The following is a 21,226-nucleotide window of genomic DNA, read 5'->3' on the forward strand; positions in this document are numbered from 1 at the left end:
GTATATAAATATAATATGTAAATATATTTAACTGGATAAAATTTTGTAGGTCATGCCTGGAAATCTTCCTGGAGAGTGCCGGGAAAGAACTTGAAGAATGAGTGGAAAGATTTTCATCTTCTTGATAAAAGAACTTGATCTTTTATGAAAATATGAAGTTCTTTTTTGGGGAGTAAATAAATCCGGTCTACAGATGCTTCTGAAGGAGATTTCTGGTAGCAGGTAACGGGATTGGGAAAAAACAGGTTAGAAAGTTTGTTCTTGTGGTATGTAAATTTTATTTTAGTGCCGGAATAATTGGAAGGAGAGTATGGAAGAACAGAAATATTGTTATAAATATCCACGGCCGGCAGTGACGACCGACTGTGTGATTTTCGCTTTCGACGGAAATAAGTTACAGGTTTTGCTGGTAGAACGTGGACGTGAGCCTTATAAGGGACATTGGGCGTTTCCGGGAGGTTTCCTGAATATGGATGAAGATGCCGGTGAAGGTGCCCGCCGGGAACTGGAAGAAGAGACAGGCTTGCAGACAGTTTATGTAGAACAGCTACATACGTTTACAGAAGTGGAACGCGACCCGCGCGGACGGGTGATTTCCATTGCTTATTATGCTTTAGTCCGGATGGAAGATGTGAAAGGAGGTGACGATGCTGCACAGGCACGTTGGTTTGCTGTAAATGAGATTCCGACACTTGCTTTCGACCATGACCGGATTCTCCGTGCGGCTCTGTTGCGCCTGTATGAGTTGCTCCGTTTCAGGCTTTCGGGATTTACAAGATTGCTGGACATTTTTTCGGTCGACGAACTTCAGTCTCTGTGCAGGCTGCTTCAGGCTTATGTGACGGAAAGTAAATAATATGGATGAATGTTTCCGGAATAACCATGTGTCCGGATAATGGAAGTACGGCTCTATGGATACAGCAAATGCGGACATCCTTTTTAATGGTTGTCCGCATTTGTTGTATGGATTATTTCTTTATTTGTCGAAAGTGACAAATTTTGTTCCGGAAATCTTTAAGTCTGCTGTTTCGTCGGTATCGATATCTTTTTCTGTATAGAAGAAAGTACTGTTATCGATGGTTATGCCGTGTACGCAGTCCAGTCCTGGAAGTCCGTGAGCCGATATCGCAGTTTTTGCCCCTCGGCATATTACATCCGATATGTGGATATCGGTAAATTCAGGAGCGAAAGGAGCGTCTTTGATTACTGCCGACTTTTGTCCGTCTTCTTTTACACTGTATTTTTTATCAATATAGCTACATTCGAAGATGATGGCTTCATCCTTGATGTCGGTCATGTAGATGTTACTGATATAGATATTTTCTGTCTTTCCTCCGCGTCCTATTCCACTTTTGAAACGCAGTCCTGTATCAGTTCCGCTGAAACGGTTGTTACGTACCACAATATTTTTCATTCCGTTGGAGAATTCCGAACCGATGACAAAGCCTCCGTGAGCATGGAATACAGCATTGTTTTCAATCAGGATATTTTCGCACGGGCCGTCTTCGGGGGAGTTGTTCCCGACCCCTCCTTTCATGCAGATACCGTCATCACCGGCATCGATAGTGTTGTTTATAATCAGTACGTCCTTGCAGCAGCTGATGTCAAGGGCATCACCGTTCTGGGCGTTCCATGGGCATCGGATAGTCACTCCGTCTACAATTACATTTTGGCAGTGTGTCGGGATAAGGTGGAACTTAGGTGAATTCTGTATGGTTACTCCTTCCACCAATACATTCTGACAGTCGGTAAGACGGATCAGGTGCGTACGCATCTTTTCCTGTGCTTCCGGAGTGGAAGCGATGTTTCCGTAATGTTTCAGGTTGAATGGGAACCAGAGTTTCCCTCCGTCCGTTTCGGTTCCTCCCATTTCTTTGAATTCATTCCATTCGGTATCGCTTACTTTTGAACGTTTTACCGGTCGCCAGTAGGCTCCGTTTCCGTCTATCACTCCTTCACCGGTAATGGCGATGTTCTTGCGTTTGCTGGCTGTGATCAGTGGGGTGCATTTGCTGTCTTTTTTACCGTTCTTTTCTTTTATGAAGAGACTTCTTTCAGGCGATGCCATAATGATGGCATTCTTTTCGAGATGCAGGTCTATATTGTCTTTCAGAGAGATGAGTCCTGTCATCCATACACCGGCAGGAACAACCAGACGGCCACCTCCTTGTTTTTCCAATGAACTGATGGCTTTTTTGAAAGCTTCGGTGTTGAGAGTGATTCCGTCACCTACAGCCCCGAAATCTTTCAGATTTACTGTATTTTCGGGAAATACGGGTGCACTGACTGACGGCATGGGTGTAGGCAGATTCCGATAGTACGTTGTGTAGTCTTTTGCCTGTATCTCTGTGCACAGGAAAAGCAGAAGAGAGACTCCTAAAGCGGATAATTTTTTCATCATTAGAGTTGTTTTTTTATGTTTGATGGCGCAAATTTAGCGGTTGATATTGAATTTTCAAATATTTTTCTGTAAGTGATGAGGGGTATGTCTTTTCCTCTTTTTTATTTTGTTATGGATAGTCTATATAATATATTTAGGTGTATGATGGAATTCACATTTTGAACGTAATGAGAGAAGCGACTTTTCTATTTCTCTGAAATAAAGTATGTTATGATTATTTTGAATAAAATTTATGAAAAAAGTTTTTGCAAATATTTGCAAGTCTCAAAAAAAGTCCGTAATTTTGCAACCGCTTTCGAAAAGGAAGCAGGATCTTTGAAAGACTTTAGATAAACAAACAAGATGTAGTACAAGAAGGTCATGACCCCTTGGGGTTGTGATTGAATGAAAGAACCGTCAATACTTTATAGTAATAAGGTAAAGAAATCGGCATCCTGGACAGAGCAAAACAAGATATGTACCTTCGGGTATGTGTCTGAAAAAGATATTCTACAAACTGGTAGAGGTCATATACCTCCTGATAGTTTACTTTTTCTTTTGCCATAATCATTATTGTTAAAGGTTACGGCGCAAAGGTAGGGTTGTGAATAATGTGCGTCAAGGCGGAAAATAGTATGCTTACATTTATATCCACAGTTTCAATTCCATAAGGTACGATTAAAACGCAGATGAAGATGATGACGAAAAACCGACAATCGGGTTTCAATTCCATAAGGTACGATTAAAACCGCTTAATACATCCTCTGCATATTGTATGTATTTCTTGTTTCAATTCCATAAGGTACGATTAAAACTACAACACCTATTGCCGCTCCTGCTGCTGAACCAATGTTTCAATTCCATAAGGTACGATTAAAACCCAGGAAGGTGGAACCACATCTGAATTCAGTTACGAGTTTCAATTCCATAAGGTACGATTAAAACTAAGTACCATATTCAGCAAGATATTCCAACATGTCATGTTTCAATTCCATAAGGTACGATTAAAACTCTGTTGCACCGTTTCATCCCTTTGTTCGTTTACCTGTTTCAATTCCATAAGGTACGATTAAAACTGTTACAACAAGACAGCAGAGCATAAATCTAAGGTTAGTTTCAATTCCATAAGGTACGATTAAAACACAGCGCGGAGCTGAAGAACGTGCTTACCTCCTCCAGTTTCAATTCCATAAGGTACGATTAAAACAATCGTGAAATTTTGAGACGATAAACTGACGAAATGTTTCAATTCCATAAGGTACGATTAAAACTGTGCAACAACAGCTTCTGCGTCCGCAATCAATCCTGTGTTTCAATTCCATAAGGTACGATTAAAACTCTGACTGATTTTCAAGAAATGTGCTTGCAGCAGATTGTTTCAATTCCATAAGGTACGATTAAAACGATAATTGTGCTATTGATACGCATTGATTATACAAAGTTTCAATTCCATAAGGTACGATTAAAACTGCATTACTATCATTCCTTATTTACCGTATATCAGTGTTTCAATTCCATAAGGTACGATTAAAACAGAAACGATCACCCCTTATATATCAATAGATATGCATGTTTCAATTCCATAAGGTACGATTAAAACTCATCATCGTTCTTCTTACCGCCATCTTCCGACAGTTTCAATTCCATAAGGTACGATTAAAACTTTTCGGAGCCGAAGGATATGGAGGTAATCTTACTGCGTTTCAATTCCATAAGGTACGATTAAAACTATGACCAGTTTCAGTATATCCTTCCAGTTCATTTTCAGTTTCAATTCCATAAGGTACGATTAAAACGGAGCGAAACGAAGGGGGGCGCCAGCCGGGTGGAGGGTTTCAATTCCATAAGGTACGATTAAAACCTTCTTTAGTCTCCAACTTTATTACATTTGCTTTAGTTTCAATTCCATAAGGTACGATTAAAACCGAGAGCGGTTGTAATACTATTAGTATATCATAAGTTTCAATTCCATAAGGTACGATTAAAACTATATAGAGTTGTTGATGACAAATCTACTGTAGTCCCGTTTCAATTCCATAAGGTACGATTAAAACAAAGGGAGCGGGCTTTATAGTTAATACCCTCCCCCTGTTTCAATTCCATAAGGTACGATTAAAACCCGGTGTTGCACCGCTCGAATATTATTTGCACCTTGTTTCAATTCCATAAGGTACGATTAAAACAAGGCAGAGGGAATGGATATACTGAACATGTCTACGTTTCAATTCCATAAGGTACGATTAAAACAGCGGTACCTGGATAACTTCAAGGCATACCGGTTCAGTTTCAATTCCATAAGGTACGATTAAAACACCGAAAAGCCACCTTTGCGTTTCCATTTGTAAAGTGTTTCAATTCCATAAGGTACGATTAAAACAGAAACACCGTTGTTCAAACGTGTATTTACCGTTGTTTCAATTCCATAAGGTACGATTAAAACCCGGTAAACTGACCGTCACCGACAACAACAATTTGCGTTTCAATTCCATAAGGTACGATTAAAACCCGGATTCAGTGCGTGACGCAATTTACAAATGTGAATGTTTCAATTCCATAAGGTACGATTAAAACATTGAGAGACCCGGAAGGTGAATCAAATTATTTCCTGTTTCAATTCCATAAGGTACGATTAAAACACTGGAAGGATATACTGAAACTGGTCATAAACGTACGTTTCAATTCCATAAGGTACGATTAAAACCACCTTTTCCCGGTTGATCTTGAAACGCCTCATCTTGTTTCAATTCCATAAGGTACGATTAAAACTCATCTTGGTGCGTTGAACTGCCTGCGTATAGCTTCGGTTTCAATTCCATAAGGTACGATTAAAACTCAGCAGAAAACTTCAGATCTGTTGAACAACCACGTTTCAATTCCATAAGGTACGATTAAAACAAGAAGGGCAGGCAGCTTCATTCCAGATAGCAAAGTTTCAATTCCATAAGGTACGATTAAAACCGGGGGAGCACGCACCGGAGCCCGGCTGGCGGCACGCGTTTCAATTCCATAAGGTACGATTAAAACATAATCCACTTCAACCATCTGACCTACTGCTAGCCACGTTTCAATTCCATAAGGTACGATTAAAACAAACCGAGCAAGCAGTTTGAAGAAAAGAAAATAGAGTTTCAATTCCATAAGGTACGATTAAAACATTAATGGCTGCAAAATCAACTGTTAAAGTATTTTCAGTTTCAATTCCATAAGGTACGATTAAAACAGTATATATCCGACAAGTTCAAGTTCGTCATTACCAGTTTCAATTCCATAAGGTACGATTAAAACGAATAAATCACATCTCAATTCAATTCTTTTTCTATGTTTCAATTCCATAAGGTACGATTAAAACCGTTACATCAATCTCCCTTTGCGTATTGGTAGTCATGTTTCAATTCCATAAGGTACGATTAAAACCCAGAGTGAACCGGTTATTGATAGAATTGATATCGTTTCAATTCCATAAGGTACGATTAAAACCCCTATAAAATAGGGATAATAATATATTTGATTTTTAACTATTTATGTGTTTACAAAGATAGGGAAAAAATTGAATTAAAAGTGTCGATTGCCAGTGATAAAAGAAGTACCGGCAATCGACAACTTCAATAAGTTATTGTGTTTCAATAAGTCAAAGATCTTTTGATGTAGAAATGCTAATATAGATGAATATTTAGATATTTCATCGACAATAAAGTTAAAGGAAAATATCAATCCTACTTCGCTCTTTTCCGATAATCTGTTTGTCAAGGGCTTTTTGGGTATGACCGCTGAAGATAATGATACTATCTTCATTTTTTTTCATAAATTTATCACTTTGCATTAGCAATTCTTTTAGTCTCGCTTCGGAAATTTCTCCTTCGAATACAGAATTCTGTATCCAGTTCAGATATTTCCGACAGAGTTTGAGCATTTTATTTACCCGTTTCTCTCCAAAATCATATACTAGAATTACATACATATATTGTTTCCTATTTTTACCAATACATTTTAAATGGTTTATACTCTTCCATCGCAAGAAGATGTTTAGCCAGCTTGTAACATTCCAGTTTTATCAAGTGCCGGTAGCTGACTGAGCGTTTCAGAGAACGATGCTGAATGGTTTCTTGGAGTCGGTCTTCCATTGATTTGATGAAAATCTTTTTACCGGAAGTATTCAGTAGGCATCTGTTCAGTTTTCGGTCAAAATGTTTGGCCTGAATTTCTTTTTTGTTGAGAACTTTAAAGACTACACGGTCTACAATGATGGGTTTGAAAATTTCAGCAATGTCTAAAGCAAGTGAATACCGGCGCTCTCCTGGTTTATGCAGGTAGCTGATAGTCGGATTCAATTGTGTCTGATGGATAGCTCGTAGACATAAAGTATAGCATATCATGTTGCCGAATGAAATTAGAGCATTTACCTCGTTAAGGGGAGGCTGCTTGGACCGGTTTCCCATCTCGAAATTATTGATTATTAGGTTGAAAGCTTCATAATAATATTGCCGGATTTGCCCTTCTATTCCCATCAGTTCTTCCACACTTGTAGTATTTTTGATTTTAGTACCAAGTTGTTCGATGGGGGAGATGATATCTATCATATCCTTGCCACGACGGTCATAGTATTTCAGGTTCTTTACCATATTATAGGCCGCTCCTTCAATGAATTTTCGGGCAATGACCAGTCGTTTCTTCTTGTCTTGATAGTGAGTGGTTTGTGCCAACAGCATTTTTCCGGACAGCAGCGAGTCACGGGGCATGAACGAACCGGTGTAGTTTTCATAATAATCGAAGAAGTGTACCGCTATATCTTTTTGTCCAAGAAAATTAAATAAGGCACTATTGGCCCGTAGACTTCCGAAAACATAAAATTCGCTGATGTCTTCTACCGGTAGGTAACGTGATTGGGCATCCGGAGACGGGGATTCTCCATCTTCAGATGCTACAGGCGTGAACTTTAGGGTATTGTCCTTACGTTCCAGTATTCCCGGGTTGAACAGGTAAAATGTCTTTTTCATTCTTCTTCCTCCCGACTATAACAAAATTCATAATAACTGCAGTTTTTACAGATACTTTTTTTCTGCAGGGGCGGACACGTATCATCGGAAATGATTCGGGCGATGTCTGCTTTCATACGTTCGATTTCTGATGTGTCCAAATCGCTTAGTATAACTTTTTGTGTCCGACGGAGAGTAGGGTATTCCAGTATGCCGGTCACATCTTTTATTCCGTTCTGTCCGAATACATAAAGATAATATTTCAGTTGCCATTCATGTGCGATTTCCACTTTATTCGATTTTTTGATTTCATGGATAATTTTGTTCTTGGCATCGTAGAAATCAACCTTGATGCCATCCAGTTCTATCTCTTCATACCTGGCTGCACGTTGCGGGTAACTTTCTTCGTGAATAAGCTTTCCCTCGAACACCAGATCGGACGTATGTTCGAAATTAATACCGTTGGCAAACAGCCATAACTTGCGTTTGCATACTTGGTAGTAGTTGAAGTGTGTGCCTATAATTTGCATGTAAAATCAAAATGTACCAATAACTTTTTGAGAGGTCATTGGTACATGTATTTAGTTATTATAATTGATGCTCATAATCAAATGACATCATTCTATTCACAAGGGATTTTTTAGCATTCTCCAAAGCATCGACTGATTCCGATTCTGTTAATATATAGCTAGCACAAGGTAAAGTAACGTACAATTCAGCTCCAGCATTTTCATCCACAATCGGTTTAGCTTTAGGTTTTTCACCATCGTCAATCAATTTCGCCCGAATAGCAGAAGCTATCGTGTTGGCATTATCACTTATGGCTACAGCCAATGTTTCCATCAAACTGAATGTACGGGCTTGATTAGAAGTGATTCTCCAGTTGAGCAATGCATCTGCCAATGCTGGAATAACTTTCTCACGTTCCTCTTTGGGTAGAACCAAACAATGCCCAAAAACATTCTGACTTTCTACCCAACCTTTTTCTTTTAAAGAGCTGATCATTTCTTTTGTTATCTCTGGCTCATGCTGATTTGTAGAGACACAAAACAAAGTACGTAAGTCAATAGCAATATCATAAACAAAGAGTCCAGTTGTTCTTTTATTATCTGGAATCCAAGTTCTACGGGATAAAGAACGATTGTTTTCATTCAAGAAATTTTCTATTTCTTCTTCCGTCAATACTCTATCAGACCCGGCCATTCGAACTTTTACAGGATGATAATCTGGTCTATCGCTTCTATCAAAGGTAATATTTTCTTTTTCAATTCCAGCTAATAAAGGATGCAAAGGTCTCATGGCAGATATTGACAAAGGGCTTCTGCGTTTCAGAACGCTATTTTCCTTTGCTTGTTCTGATTCTTTTTCCTTGCTTTTTCCAGAAGTAGTCTTTGCTCTCATCCATCCTCCTAAAAGTTGATCGATATAGGTAGGATCACATGGTGACCAAGGTTCCTTATTTTCCAGTTCTTTATTCGTAGTAATATTGTAATTAAAGGTAATAGGGGCTACTGGAACATTTAAGCTATCCGTAAGTGATTGAAGTACAGATCTTTTAATCTGTTGGCCGCTAGAAAAAGCTAAAAGCCTTCCAAATTGGGTATCAAAATAAGTTTTTTGACCATCTTCAACACAAAAAACTGTATGTTCTGCATGCTTTAATGCGCGTAAATAAATGTAAGGATTCATAATTATTTCTTTTTTGTATTAGTAAATATTGCGTAATGAAATCTGATTAAAGTTAGAAAATAAGGAACATTATCAGAAGGCATAGCATTAACGATAGAAGCCATTTCTTTCATTTTTTCTACATTCTCTACATCGTCAACAATATCAGCCATACCCTTCATAAAATTCATCTTGTTATTTGCCTCCAACACCATCTTTACTTTGTTTACATTTACAGTCTTAGCTCTGTTACCACTCGAACTGTATTTATAAAGCTCAGATGCAAACTCTTGAGCTTTATCCCATAAATCTTGATTGTTTAACATTGCCATAATCCAACTTTGATATACATTAAAACTTATTATTTGTTCTTCTTTATTTGATAATTTGGGCATTTTACCATTTTCTATATAATCTCTTAACCCTTTGGGTTCCATCGCACGAAGACCGATAACACCTGCTTGACACGCTTTATTAAACCCCATAGCTGTTCCCCATAATTTATCAGCCTCATGCCCAGAATTCATACCAAAAAATTTTTTATATAATTGAATAGGACGTGAAATCTGAGATAAATCGAAAGGTATAAAGCCTATAGTTGTGTTAGTTTGACCATAGCTATATACATATCCTATTATCTGTTTATTAGGACATTTTTGAGCTATTCCAATTAAAATTTTAGTCCATGAGATTGTATCAATGGAAATTTCATTATTCTTTATCGTATAAGGATTAAAATCAGACAAACAATCCCGGTCATTAAAAATACGGCTATATCTATGGGCTAACCATTGCCCATTCCAAGTCAATATTTTATTTCCAGGAAATTTATCTATATTGTCTATGGACTTTCTATACCATTTCCATCCTTCATATACATTTAAAAGAATGTCGACATTATAAAATAATATAGATAATCCTCCTTGGACTCCAATTCCTAGTGCAGAACCAAACCACGAAAAATATACGTCGTCCTTAAATATAGGGAAAGCCAAATTAGAAACCTGTCCAGAAGTCGTTGCATATTCTTTCTCTTCAGAAGCAGGATAACCAATGGCAATACTTGCATCTGAAACTCCGCTATTTATTTTTTCAATGAAATTATCCAGCTTTTCTTTTCTTTCATCAGGTGTTAGTTTCTCAACCTTTTGCCCCTTTTTCATTTGGACAAAGGGAGAATTCTGTACCCAATACAGATATTTATTACTATTAAAAAACAATGGATAAAAGACTTCCAAGAAAAACTGTTCCGCACTATACGAGGTACCATATCTCGCATTATATGCATCTAAAAATATTTTACCAATTACAGATGTTACCATACATTTACATAATTTCAAATTGTTTATAGAATTCTGGTTTAGCATAAGCTAAATCCAACCCCAGACTTTCTGTATAACTTTTATCCGGTACTACAAATGGATACGTTCCCATTTTAATTACTTGTAGATGATTAAATCCAACAGATTTAAAACTCATAGGTATTTCCATTTTAGTTCGTTCATTACTATCTCCCTCTTTATACAATTCTACATCCGATTCCAAGATGCAAGAAACAGAATTGATATTCAGTGCTTCCAATAAAGCGGATTTGGCACAATGACACAATTTTTTAAGTATCCATTGATTATCTTTGAAAATAACACCTGAATAATCAATATTCATAAAACGGGTATCTGGATAGACTTTATCCAACATCTGCTGAACTTTATTTTCTTCTAAAACTGCACCATTGGGTAAAACATCATAACTTCTCCGAAGAACATCCTCATCGTATGGCAGTGCATCAGTCCCCCCATAAGGTACTATTACATAAATCGGTTTATAATGTCCTATCGTTTCACGAGTACGTTTTCTATTCACACGTCCAAATCGCTGAATTAACGCATCAATTGGAGCACATTCCGTTATCATCATATCAAAACTAATATCAAGACTAACTTCAACAACTTGAGTCGAGACTACTATACAAGCCTCACTCCTGACATTATAATGATTTGTTAAACTTTCCTCTAAACGCTGTCTGTCTACCCTTCTGAAATGACTATGAATTAACATGATAGGAACATTTGGATAATCTTCCTGAAGAGACAAATAAATAGTTTGTGCCCTTTTCACCTGATTGCATACCACAAGTATCTTTTGATTCTCAGAAAGAGCCCTTCCAATTACTGAGCGAACCTCTTCGAATTTTTTTATTTTATAGATTTCATGTCTGTTGAATCCATCTAATTCATCAGGAGAAAGAAAAACTTCATAAACATTTGATGCACCACCAAGTATCTCCAATATTCGATTATACAAAATCCGAGGCATTGTGGCTGTCCCTACGTGTATCTTACATCCAATACTGACCAAAATTTCAATGATTCGCAAAACGATAGCCTGTATTTCACTGGAATAAGTATGTATCTCATCTAGTATAACATCACATCCATACAAATCTACCAACATTGCTTCATATCCCTTTACACCATAGATAATAGAAGCCATCTGATGAGGAGTAATCACTTTAATGGAAGCTCCTATGTGCCTTTGCATAATACGTTCTTCCCACTTCCCTTCTTCCAATTTTAGATTAGAAGCTGCATGCAAAAGACAGATTTGAGCATTAGTATTTTTTAAATCTGATTTCAAACGATCATACATAGCATTTATAGATGCTTGAAAAGGCAAAGTATAAAAGACTCGTCCGGTGCATCTTCTCAATAAAAAATCCGTTTTGCCAGCGCCTGTCGGTGCGGTAACGAGGGTATGTTTACGTGAATCATTTGCTTTGTACAAAGACAAAGGATACAAACTATTTTGTCTGCAATAGAATGATAAATCAGGTAAAATAAACAATTTACTAATTTCTTCCTGAGTCTTATTGCCTAAAGCTGATGCCAAATGATCAGCTCCCATCAGCACCCCTTTCCACACAGAGAATCCTAAACCAACTTTTTCACAATAAGAAACTGCATAATTATAATTGTCTTCTGCCTCATCTAACGTTATTTCATGAACGGTAAACCCCAACAAAGACAATATGCCTAAAGCATCAAGAACCCATAAATCAAAGTCTTTGGAATGAATTCCAAAACTGTCTTCTAAATCTTCTAAATCCAATATTCCCAGTTCATGGACATCATTATAGATAGATTTGTGATGAGCCGCAATCATTTCTATTGCTATATTCTTTTCTTTCTCATTATTTAAAAGCGAAAGGAAGAATAGAGATGCTATTTCATGTCTGAATATAAAATTATAAGGACGTATATAACCATGTTTAAGTGTCTTTTGAAAGACAGAACTAGCTTTACCTATATCATGTAATATTGCACCTTTTTTTGCAATAGAGGTATCAAGGCCCATATTACTTGCTATAGCTTCGGCGGATATTGAAACCCAATATAGATGGGTTAATAATGGCATTGAACCATCGTCTTCGTGTTTTGCTAATATATAATCGTATTTTTCATTCATTGATTTATAAGATAGATTGTCCATCGATTTCCAGCCATCCATACATAGGGGAATTATCGAATCTGTTATATCCAACCATAAATGATTTATCGGACTTTCCAAATCTTAATTCAAACCCTTTTATAGAATTGAAACTATCTTCATCCATTTCTTTTATCAAAGAATCTGGAAGTAAAATATCTTCGTTGCGGCACAAGCAAATATGTAATTTACTCGCTTGTAAAGCGTCAGTGTAATCTTTAAACGCTAAATATAATATGGGATCAACCATAATGCCTCGTTTCAAAACAGATTTGTCTCGTGTCTTTTTTTTACCGTTGAATCCTCTTGTTTGAGTTTGTTCTTGCTGTACATCAATGGATGAGTAAGATAATCGATAACGTTTTATTTTACTGATTACACCATTCTGAGAAAGTGTTTCGGGAAATAATCTTTTTTCTATACCTTCTAATGTTGATGGAGACAAAAATTGTTGGCTATAAGTTAATCCGTCACGAACTGCCGTCCAAGGTTTTATGAAACCGAACTTTCCTGTATATTTGACAATATAATACATAATATATTGATTGTTTTTTTAAGTTAGTATATTGATCCAAATCCAATACCCGTAGAGTTCCCTATCCCGACATTCCAAGCAAAGGCTTTTGTTTCAGGAGTTCCTTTTATATAGATCGGACATAAACTTGCTTTGTTCCTTATATTATGGTAATTGATGTATTTGATTTTTTTCTTTTCATACGTTAAGTCAAAACCTATTTCAAGCGTCTCATCAGTTGGTAAACCAGCCATGTGCATTTTATGAAGTAAGGTTTCTTTCATTAAATTGTTTGATTCAGGATCTTCGAAAGTGTAATGTTTATTTGTTAGATTACCAGGAAAGGATCTTTTAAGAAAAATGGGACTGCCTAGAGAAAAAATTTCTTTAGAATTGAAATCTGGAGTTTCTTCTATTGATATATCTGTTACACTCATTCCATTGAATATTTCTGGGAATTTTCGTATTTCATTGATTATTACTTTAAGCTTTTTATTGTCATAAAAGCTTATAAACCAATATGCTCCATTCGGAAAATCGAATCCTTTTTCAATTTGTTTACCATTATGTAGCCATGAAAAAGAATACAAAGACATGATATCATGCAGCTCGTTTTTTCCTAACCATTTATGTATTGTTCCGACTAATTTTTGTTGATAATTAAAAGGTACAATTTGAGTATTTGCTGTGGTTCGTAAATGTATTCTCATTTGTTTCAGTTTTTTTATGTCTAAATTATATAATTTTTTTGATATTCAAGGCTATTTTTTATAAACTTTGTCATTATATCAGGAAAAATAAAATCTTGATATTTATAATAATTAGCGGGATATTGGATAATTTATCTTTGAAATTAAGGTGATTATTTCGGTTCCTTGGGCAGACAGGTTATGTTTTTTTGCTGTAACTTTGCCGCGATTTTGATAAAGGTAAAGAGATGGATAACAACAATGTGAGCAGTAAACGTGCCGGTAGTAATGAGATAGATATGCTGAACGGACCGTTGTTCAGGAAAATCCTGCTGTTTGCCCTGCCGTTGGCGGCCAGCAGTCTGTTGCAGGAACTTTTCAATTCGGTTGATGTGGCGGTAGTGGGTCACTTTGTAGGAAGCGAGGCCCTTGCGGCTGTAGGAAGTAACGCGCCGGTCATAGGGCTGCTTATCAATCTGTTCATGGGTATTTCCATGGGTGCCTGTGCCATTATCTCCAACCACATAGGCCAGCATGACGACAGGAGCATACGTAACGCCATCAACACGGTGCAGCTGGTGTCTGTTATCAGCGGATTCTTCTTGCTGGTGCTGGGGCAGGTGGCGGCCCGTCCGATACTGGACTGGATGGGTACTCCTCCCGATGTGCTGGACGAGGCGGTGGTTTACCTGCGCATCTATTTCCTGGGGATGCCTTTTATCATGGCGTATAATTTCGGGGCCGCCATATTGCGTAGCATGGGCGATACGCGGCGTCCGCTGTATATACTGGTGGCGGCGGGTATAGTCAATACGCTGCTCAACCTGCTGTTTGTAATCTGTTTCCAGATGGGTGTGGCCGGTGTGGCGGTGGCCACGGGAATAGCCAACGCCGTGAGCGCTACCCTGATTATCCGGTTGCTGCGCAAGGAGAAGGAACCGTTCCGGCTGCATTTCGACCGGATGAAGATCCACCGGGTGGAACTGAACCGTATGCTGCGTATCGGGGTGCCGGCCGGCATACAGGGCATGATCTTCTCCATCTCGAATGTGGTGGTGCAGTCGTCTATCAACAGTTACGGGGCCGATGCGATAGCCGGTTCGGCGGCGGCTGTCAACTTTGAATATTACTGTTATTTCATTATCCAGGGCTTCAACGGGGCGGCCATCAGCTTCATTGCCCAGAACTATGGGGCGGGAAAGATGGACCGTGTGCACCGTATATTCTGGATCTGTATGGGGGCCAGCCTGGCTTTCAGCGCGTTTTTCAACTGGCTGTTTGCCCTGGAGGCCGATTTCTTCCTGGGTTTCTTTTCCAGTATGCCGATGGTACACCATTACGGTGCTATCCGTATGCACATTGTGCTGGCCTTGCAGTTCATTGCCTGCAGCTACGAGATTGCGGGTTCTTCCATGCGGGGAATGGGGAAATCGCTTACTCCCGCCTTGCTTACGGTGTTCGGTACCTGCCTGTTGCGTATCGTGTGGGTATACGGGGTATCGTCCGTATGGCGCGGATATGATGTGCTGATGACGGTCTATCCGGTATCATGGATTGTGACGGGTATTCTGGTGGTCACGGCCTACTGGATGGCAGTACGGAAAAAACCGGTACGGATAGGGTGATCGGTATTGCTTTTTCCGAATATTTTTTGTATCTTTAGTGAAAGATACAATTTATCTCTGTTACCTATGAAAAGTATCACTGTCTCCGATCTGGAATTGCTCCGCAGGAAGGCGGGGCAGGAGTTGGACCTGAGAGAAAGAAGCGACACGCTGGCAGGCGGGGCGTGCTGCGGGCTTTCTGTGGGAACTGAAAAGATACAGCTGCTGGTGTGCGGCGGGACGGGCTGCAAGGCTTCGTCGGGCGCACTCATAGCGGAGCGGCTGGAAGAGAAAATCTGCAAGGAGGGTATCTCCGCCCGTGTGGAGGTCATCACCACGGGATGTTTCGGGTTCTGTGAAAAGGGCCCTGTCGTTAAGGTTATTCCCGACAATACGTTTTATGTGCATGTCACTCCCGATGACGCGGACGAGATTATCGGCGTCCATGTGATGGGAGGAAGGCGGGTGGAGAGGCTGCTGTATGTCGACCCGCGTACCGGACATACGGTCAGTGATTCGAAGCACATCGAGTTTTACCGCAAGCAGATGCGCATTGCGCTGCGTAACTGTGGGTTCATTGATCCGGAAAGGATTGAGGAGTACATTGCACGCGACGGTTACAGGCCGCTGGCGCATGCGCTTACGGAAGGTTCGCCGGAGGAGGTCATCGATGTGGTGAAACGCTCCGGGCTGCGGGGACGCGGAGGGGGAGGTTTCCCCACCGGACTGAAGTGGGAGCTGACCGCCAGGCAGCGGGCCGGGCGGAAGTATGTGGTGTGCAATGCCGACGAGGGCGACCCCGGGGCGTTGATGGACCGTTCCATCATGGAGGGCGACCCTCACTCCATTGTGGAGGCCATGGCGCTGTGCGGTTATGCCATAGGGGCCTCGGAAGGGCTGGTGTATATCCGTGCCGAATATCCGCTGGCTATCCGGCGTCTGCGGGTGGCCATAGCGCAGGCCAGGGAGTACGGGCTGCTGGGTGAGCATATTCTGGGTACGGACTTCAGTTTCGACATCAGCATCAGGTACGGGGCGGGAGCCTTCGTGTGCGGTGAAGAGACGGCGCTGATCCATTCCATGGAGGGGAAGCGCGGCGAGCCTACCCTGAAGCCTCCTTATCCGGCGGAGGCGGGCTACAGGGGGATGCCTACGAATGTGAACAACGTGGAGACGCTGGCCAATGTGCCCGCCATCCTGAACAGGGGGGCGGAATGGTTTGCGGGCATCGGTACGGAACGGTCGAAGGGTACGAAGGTGTTCGCGCTGGCCGGGAAGATCAATAACGTGGGACTGATAGAGGTGCCTATGGGGACTACGCTGCGGGAGGTGATATTCGACATCGGCGGCGGAATCAAGAACGGGAAGAAGTTCAAGGCGGTGCAGACGGGAGGCCCCTCGGGAGGCTGCCTTACGGAGAAGCACCTGGATATCCCGATCGATTTCGACAATCTGCTGGCGGCAGGCTCCATGATGGGTTCGGGCGGCATGATCGTGATGGACGAAGACGACTGTATGGTGTCGGTGGCCCGGTTCTACCTCGACTTTACGGTAGAGGAGTCGTGCGGCAAGTGTACGCCGTGCCGTATCGGGAACAAGCGCCTGCTGGAGATATTGAACCGGATTACGGAGGGGAAGGGAAACCTGGACGACCTGAAGATGCTGGAAACGCTGGGGAAGGTCATCAAGGATACGGCCCTGTGCGGACTGGGGCAGACTTCGCCCAACCCGGTGCTTTCTACGCTGGAGAATTTCCGCGACGAATATGTGGCGCACGTTACCCGGAAGGTGTGTCCGGCCAAGCAGTGCAAGGCCCTGCTTACCTATGCCGTAAACCCGATGAAGTGTATGGGCTGCGGACTGTGCGCGAAGAACTGTCCTGCCGGAGCCATTGTGGGCACGGTGAGGAAACCTCATGTGATACATCCGGAAAAGTGCATCCGCTGCGGGATGTGTATTTCACGCTGTAAGTTTGACGCAATTGTAATCTGCTGAGTTATGGAAGAGAAGAAGATGGTAGGCCTGAAGATTGACAGGCACGACATTTCGGTGCCCGAAGGGACTACGGTGCTGGAGGCGGCGAGGCTGCTGGGGATAGACATTCCTACGCTGTGCCATGTGGACCTGAAAGGGACCTGTATAAAGAGTACGCCGGCTTCCTGCCGCATCTGTGTGGTGGAGGTGGAGGGACGGAAGAACCTGGCGCCTGCCTGCTCTACGGAGTGCAGGGAGGGGATGGTGGTGAGGACCAGTACGCTGCGGGTGATGAACGCCCGGAAGGTGGTGACGGAACTGATTCTCTCGGACCACCCGAACGAGTGCCTTACCTGCCCGAAGTCGGGCGACTGCGAGCTGCAGAACCTGGCCCTGCGGTTCAATATACGTGAGATGCCTTTCAACGGAGGGGAGCTTTCGCCCCGCAAGCGGGAGGTTACGGCTTCCATTGTGCGCAACATGGACAAGTGTATCTTCTGCCGCCGGTGTGAGACGGTGTGCAACGAGGTGCAGACGGTAGGGGCGCTGGGAGCGGTGAGAAGGGGGTTCAATACCACGATTGCCCCGGCGTTCGACAGGATGATGTCGGAAAGCGAGTGTACGTACTGCGGGCAGTGCGTGGCGGTCTGTCCGGTAGGGGCGCTTACGGAAAGGGACCATACCAACCGGCTGATGGAGGACCTGAGCGACCCGGACAAGGTTGTGGTGGTGCAGACGGCTCCGGCGGTACGCGCCGCACTGGGGGAGGAGTTCGGCATGCCTGCCGGTACGCTGGTTACGGGTAAGATGGTCACGGCCCTGCGGGAACTGGGCTTCGACTATGTGTTCGATACCGATTTTGCCGCCGACCTGACGGTGATGGAGGAGGGGAGTGAGATTCTGGAGAGGCTGGAAAACCACCTGCACGGCGACGCGACGAGCAAGCTGCCTATCCTTACTTCCTGCTGTCCGGCATGGGTGAATTTCTTCGAGCATTATTTCCCCGATATGCTGGATATCCCGTCGACCGCCCGTTCGCCGCAGCAGATGTTCGGGGCGGTGGCCAAGCATTACTGGGCAGGGAAGATGGGTATTCCCAGGGAGAAGCTGGTGGTGGTTTCCGTCATGCCCTGCCTGGCGAAGAAGTACGAGTGCGACCGTCCGGAGTTCCGGAGTGGGGGGATTCCTGATGTGGACTATTCGCTGTCTACACGTGAGCTGGCCCGGCTCATCAGGCGGTCGAACATTTCGCTGGAGAACATGCCCGACGGGGAATTCGATTCTCCGATGGGGGAATCGACCGGTGCAGGAGTGATATTCGGCACTACCGGAGGGGTGATGGAGGCTGCCCTGCGCTCGGTCTATGAAATCTATACGGGAAAGGTGCTGGAGGAACTGGAGTTCCGGCAGGTAAGGGGGATGGAAGGTATCCGCGAGGCGGAGGTGGATCTGGACGGCTTTAGCCTGAAGGTGGGCATCGCCCACGGACTGGGTAACGCCCGGAAACTGCTTGACGATATCCGTGCCGGAAGGAACCATTACCATGTAATCGAGATCATGGCTTGCCCGGGTGGCTGTGTGGGAGGAGGCGGACAGCCAATCCACCACGGCAATTCGGACATCCTGAGAGCCAGGGCGGAGGCGCTTTACCGGGAAGACCGGCAGAAGCTTTTGCGCAAGTCGCATGAAAACCCGTTCATCACCCGGCTTTACGAGGAGTTTCTGGGAAGGCCTCTGGGCGCAAGGTCGCATGAACTGCTGCATACACATTATTTCAACAGACGGAAGGACTGAAGGTATGGCTGAAACAAGACTAGCCTGCAACATCGTCTCCCAGGTGGAGGCGATCTGCGACAGACATCGTAACGACTCCGGGGAACTGATCAACATCCTGCATGAGGCGCAGGGGTTGCAGGGGTATCTGCCGGAAGAGATGCAACGCGTCATTGCCCGGAAGCTGGACATTCCGGTTTCGAGGGTGTACGGGGTGGTGACTTTCTATACGTTCTTTACCATGACTCCGAAGGGGAAGTACCCTATTTCGGTGTGTATGGGTACGGCCTGTTACGTGAGGGGCGGCGAGAAGCTGCTGGAGGAGCTGAAGAGGAGGCTGGGGATTGATGTGGGGGAGACTACCCCCGACGGGAAATTCTCGCTCGACTGCCTGCGCTGTGTGGGGGCCTGCGGACTGGCTCCGGTGATGATGGTGGGCGAAAAGGTGTACGGACGCCTACAGGCGGCGGATATCAAGGCTATCCTTGACGGACTGGAATGAGGCTGTGTGCCGGCCGTATAAAATTTCAGGCGCTCCGGAGGTATGTTACCGGAACGCCTGGAAGCTGCTATGGCTGTTTTCTGTTATTTGAGCAGCGTGTATTTCTTTACTGCCTGTATGGTCTTTTTGAGGATGCTTTCATTCTCGTGGTGGTGGCAGTCGTGATGGTCGCACACCTGTGCGTTGTCTACCAACTTTCCGTCGAGGTAGGCCTGGGCCACTTCCTTTATTTCACCTTTGCATCCGCGTATTACCGTAATCCCGTTTTCGGACAGCTTGTTTACCGCACCCTGGCCTATGTTTCCTGCCAGCATGACGGTCACTCCCATCTCGCGCAAGGTGGATGCGATGTTCGACTTGCATCCGCAGCCTTCGGGCGATTCGACGGTTCCGGTCGATGCGATCCGGTTGTCTTCATCGGTTTCTACTATCGTGTAGTAGGCACAGTGTCCGAAATGGTCGTCTACCATGCCGTCTCTTGTAGGAATTGCTAGTTTCATGATATTTTGATTTTTTTGTTTGGTTAGGGCGGTAAAGATACGAAAAACAGCAGATAAGTAGGGCGTAAACCGGAAGGAAATGTGCCTTGGAGGGTTGTTTTTTTCAATGAAAATGGGTTCCTTTGTAGAGTTTGTAATCTTTTAATCGGAAAAAAGTTATGATAAATCCTGTATATGCCGCAGCCCCGGACCGTTATGAAAACGGGATGAAATACCGGAGGGCCGGTAAGAGTGGTATTCTGTTGCCGGAGATTTCGCTGGGACTCTGGCATAATTTCGGTGATGTGGATACGCTGGCCGGCAGTGAACGCAAGCTGCATTACGCGCTCGATCACGGCATCACGTATATTGACCTGGCAAACAATTACGGACCTTCCTACGGGTCGGCCGAAGAGACTTTCGGTCAGGTGATGAAACGTTCGCTGGCACCGTACCGCGACGAGCTGTTCATAGCTACCAAGGCGGGGCACGACATGTGGCCCGGACCCTACGGCAACTGGGGGTCGCGCAAGTCGCTGACGGCCAGTCTGGACCAGAGTCTGAAACGGATGAACCTGGATTATGTGGATATCTTCTATTCGCACCGCTATGATCCGGAAACACCGCTGGAGGAGACGTTGCAGACGCTGGTGGATATGGTACGTCAGGGGAAGGCGCTTTATGTGGGAATCTCGAAATACCCGCCCGAGGCCGCCCGTTTTGCCTACCGGTACCTGAAGGAACGGGATGTGCAGTGCCTGCTGTACCAGGGACGGTATAACATGCTGGACCGGGCTCCGGAAGAGGCGGGGATACTGAAGGAGGCCCAGGAGAATGGGGCCGGTTTTGTGGCCTTTTCGCCGCTGGCGCAGGGATTGCTTACCGGACGTTACCTGAACGGTATTCCGGAAGATTCGCGTATAGCGCGCGGAGGTTTCCTGAAAAAAGAGGCGCTTACGGAAGACATGCTCCGCAAGATCAGAGACCTGGACAGTCTGGCTGCACGCCGCGGACAGACGCTGGCCGAGATGGCTCTGGCCTGGCTGCTGAAAGACGGGCTGGTGACTTCGGTTATCGTGGGGGCCAGTTCGGTGGAACAGTTAGCCGATAACCTGAAGGCCTTGCGGAACACCTCGTTCGATGCCGAAGAGCTTCAGGCTATTGACACTGTCATAAAGGGATGA

At 43.5% G+C, this 21,226-nt stretch carries 17 protein-coding genes and 1 CRISPR repeat array; of the genes, 6 read left to right on the plus strand and 11 right to left on the minus strand.

Annotated elements, in window-relative coordinates:
• Window positions 1-310: 310 nt before the first annotated feature.
• Entirely contained in the window at window positions 311-856 is a 546-nt protein-coding gene (locus tag BQ7489_RS04315) for an NUDIX domain-containing protein (protein ID WP_072530081.1), read from the plus strand.
• Between the two features lie 120 nt (window positions 857-976).
• Here the strand turns inward: BQ7489_RS04315 and BQ7489_RS04320 are convergent, their stop codons facing one another.
• The 10 genes from BQ7489_RS04320 to cas6 form a co-directional block, all read right to left on the minus strand.
• Window positions 977-2,398, minus strand: coding sequence for a glycoside hydrolase family 28 protein (locus BQ7489_RS04320; RefSeq protein WP_072532022.1), 1,422 nt, complete (start codon window positions 2,396-2,398; stop codon window positions 977-979).
• A gap of 361 nt (window positions 2,399-2,759) precedes the next feature.
• The gene (locus BQ7489_RS17545) at window positions 2,760-2,945 is read right to left on the minus strand and encodes a hypothetical protein (protein WP_162617774.1); all 186 of its coding nucleotides are present in this window, start codon (window positions 2,943-2,945) and stop codon (window positions 2,760-2,762) included.
• 91 nt (window positions 2,946-3,036) lie between these two features.
• A CRISPR array of direct repeats spans window positions 3,037-5,857; the repeat unit is 29 nt; unit sequence GTTTCAATTCCATAAGGTACGATTAAAAC.
• Window positions 5,858-6,074: 217 nt separating this feature from the next.
• The gene (gene cas2 / locus BQ7489_RS04325; protein WP_072530082.1) at window positions 6,075-6,338 is read right to left on the minus strand and encodes a CRISPR-associated endonuclease Cas2; all 264 of its coding nucleotides are present in this window, start codon (window positions 6,336-6,338) and stop codon (window positions 6,075-6,077) included.
• Window positions 6,339-6,354: 16 nt separating this feature from the next.
• Window positions 6,355-7,374, minus strand: a complete 1,020-nt coding sequence (gene cas1b / locus BQ7489_RS04330; RefSeq protein ID WP_072530083.1) for a type I-B CRISPR-associated endonuclease Cas1b — start codon at window positions 7,372-7,374, stop codon at window positions 6,355-6,357.
• Window positions 7,371-7,883: a CRISPR-associated protein Cas4 gene (gene cas4 / locus BQ7489_RS04335; protein WP_072530084.1), complete on the minus strand. Its 513-nt coding sequence runs from the start codon at window positions 7,881-7,883 to the stop codon at window positions 7,371-7,373. The genes cas1b and cas4 overlap by 4 nt, the downstream gene beginning before the upstream one ends.
• 58 nt (window positions 7,884-7,941) lie before the next feature.
• Window positions 7,942-9,042: a CRISPR-associated protein Cas7 gene (locus tag BQ7489_RS04340; protein WP_072530085.1), complete on the minus strand. Its 1,101-nt coding sequence runs from the start codon at window positions 9,040-9,042 to the stop codon at window positions 7,942-7,944.
• Between the two features lie 2 nt (window positions 9,043-9,044).
• Entirely contained in the window at window positions 9,045-10,343 is a 1,299-nt protein-coding gene (locus tag BQ7489_RS04345; RefSeq protein WP_072530086.1) for a hypothetical protein, read from the minus strand.
• Window positions 10,344-10,347: 4 nt separating this feature from the next.
• Entirely contained in the window at window positions 10,348-12,528 is a 2,181-nt protein-coding gene (gene cas3, locus BQ7489_RS04350; RefSeq protein ID WP_239496919.1) for a CRISPR-associated helicase Cas3', read from the minus strand.
• Complete coding sequence (locus BQ7489_RS04355) at window positions 12,491-13,042, minus strand: hypothetical protein (protein ID WP_083580454.1); 552 nt, start codon at window positions 13,040-13,042, stop codon at window positions 12,491-12,493. The genes cas3 and BQ7489_RS04355 overlap by 38 nt, the downstream gene beginning before the upstream one ends.
• A 23-nt stretch (window positions 13,043-13,065) precedes the next feature.
• Window positions 13,066-13,731 carry a CRISPR-associated endoribonuclease Cas6 gene (gene cas6, locus BQ7489_RS04360; protein ID WP_072530088.1) on the minus strand — a complete coding sequence of 222 codons (666 nt, stop codon included), beginning with the start codon at window positions 13,729-13,731 and terminating at the stop codon, window positions 13,066-13,068.
• A 227-nt stretch (window positions 13,732-13,958) separates the two neighbouring features.
• Between cas6 and BQ7489_RS04365 the strand changes: the two genes are divergently transcribed.
• The 4 genes from BQ7489_RS04365 to BQ7489_RS04380 all read left to right on the plus strand — a co-directional run bounded on the left by BQ7489_RS04365 (window position 13,959) and on the right by BQ7489_RS04380 (window position 19,563).
• Entirely contained in the window at window positions 13,959-15,335 is a 1,377-nt protein-coding gene (locus BQ7489_RS04365; protein WP_072530089.1) for an MATE family efflux transporter, read from the plus strand.
• Between the two features lie 66 nt (window positions 15,336-15,401).
• Window positions 15,402-17,309, plus strand: coding sequence for an NADH-ubiquinone oxidoreductase-F iron-sulfur binding region domain-containing protein (locus BQ7489_RS04370; protein WP_072530090.1), 1,908 nt, complete (start codon window positions 15,402-15,404; stop codon window positions 17,307-17,309).
• A 3-nt stretch (window positions 17,310-17,312) separates the two neighbouring features.
• On the plus strand, window positions 17,313-19,082 hold the full coding sequence (locus BQ7489_RS04375; RefSeq protein WP_072530091.1) for an NADH-dependent [FeFe] hydrogenase, group A6: 1,770 nt from the start codon (window positions 17,313-17,315) through the stop codon (window positions 19,080-19,082).
• A 4-nt stretch (window positions 19,083-19,086) separates the two neighbouring features.
• A complete protein-coding gene (locus tag BQ7489_RS04380; protein ID WP_072530092.1) occupies window positions 19,087-19,563 on the plus strand; it encodes an NADH-quinone oxidoreductase subunit NuoE family protein in 477 nt (158 codons plus the stop codon).
• 83 nt (window positions 19,564-19,646) lie between these two features.
• Here the strand turns inward: BQ7489_RS04380 and BQ7489_RS04385 are convergent, their stop codons facing one another.
• The gene (locus BQ7489_RS04385; protein ID WP_072530093.1) at window positions 19,647-20,063 is read right to left on the minus strand and encodes a NifB/NifX family molybdenum-iron cluster-binding protein; all 417 of its coding nucleotides are present in this window, start codon (window positions 20,061-20,063) and stop codon (window positions 19,647-19,649) included.
• 158 nt (window positions 20,064-20,221) lie between these two features.
• Here BQ7489_RS04385 and BQ7489_RS04390 point away from each other — a divergent pair, with 158 nt between their 5' ends.
• Window positions 20,222-21,226 (plus strand): aldo/keto reductase, encoded by a 1,005-nt coding sequence (locus BQ7489_RS04390; protein WP_072530094.1) that lies wholly within the window; start codon window positions 20,222-20,224, stop codon window positions 21,224-21,226.

It is taken from the genome of Bacteroides ilei (genome assembly GCF_900128495.1).
GTDB lineage: Bacteria > Bacteroidota > Bacteroidia > Bacteroidales > Bacteroidaceae > Phocaeicola > Phocaeicola ilei.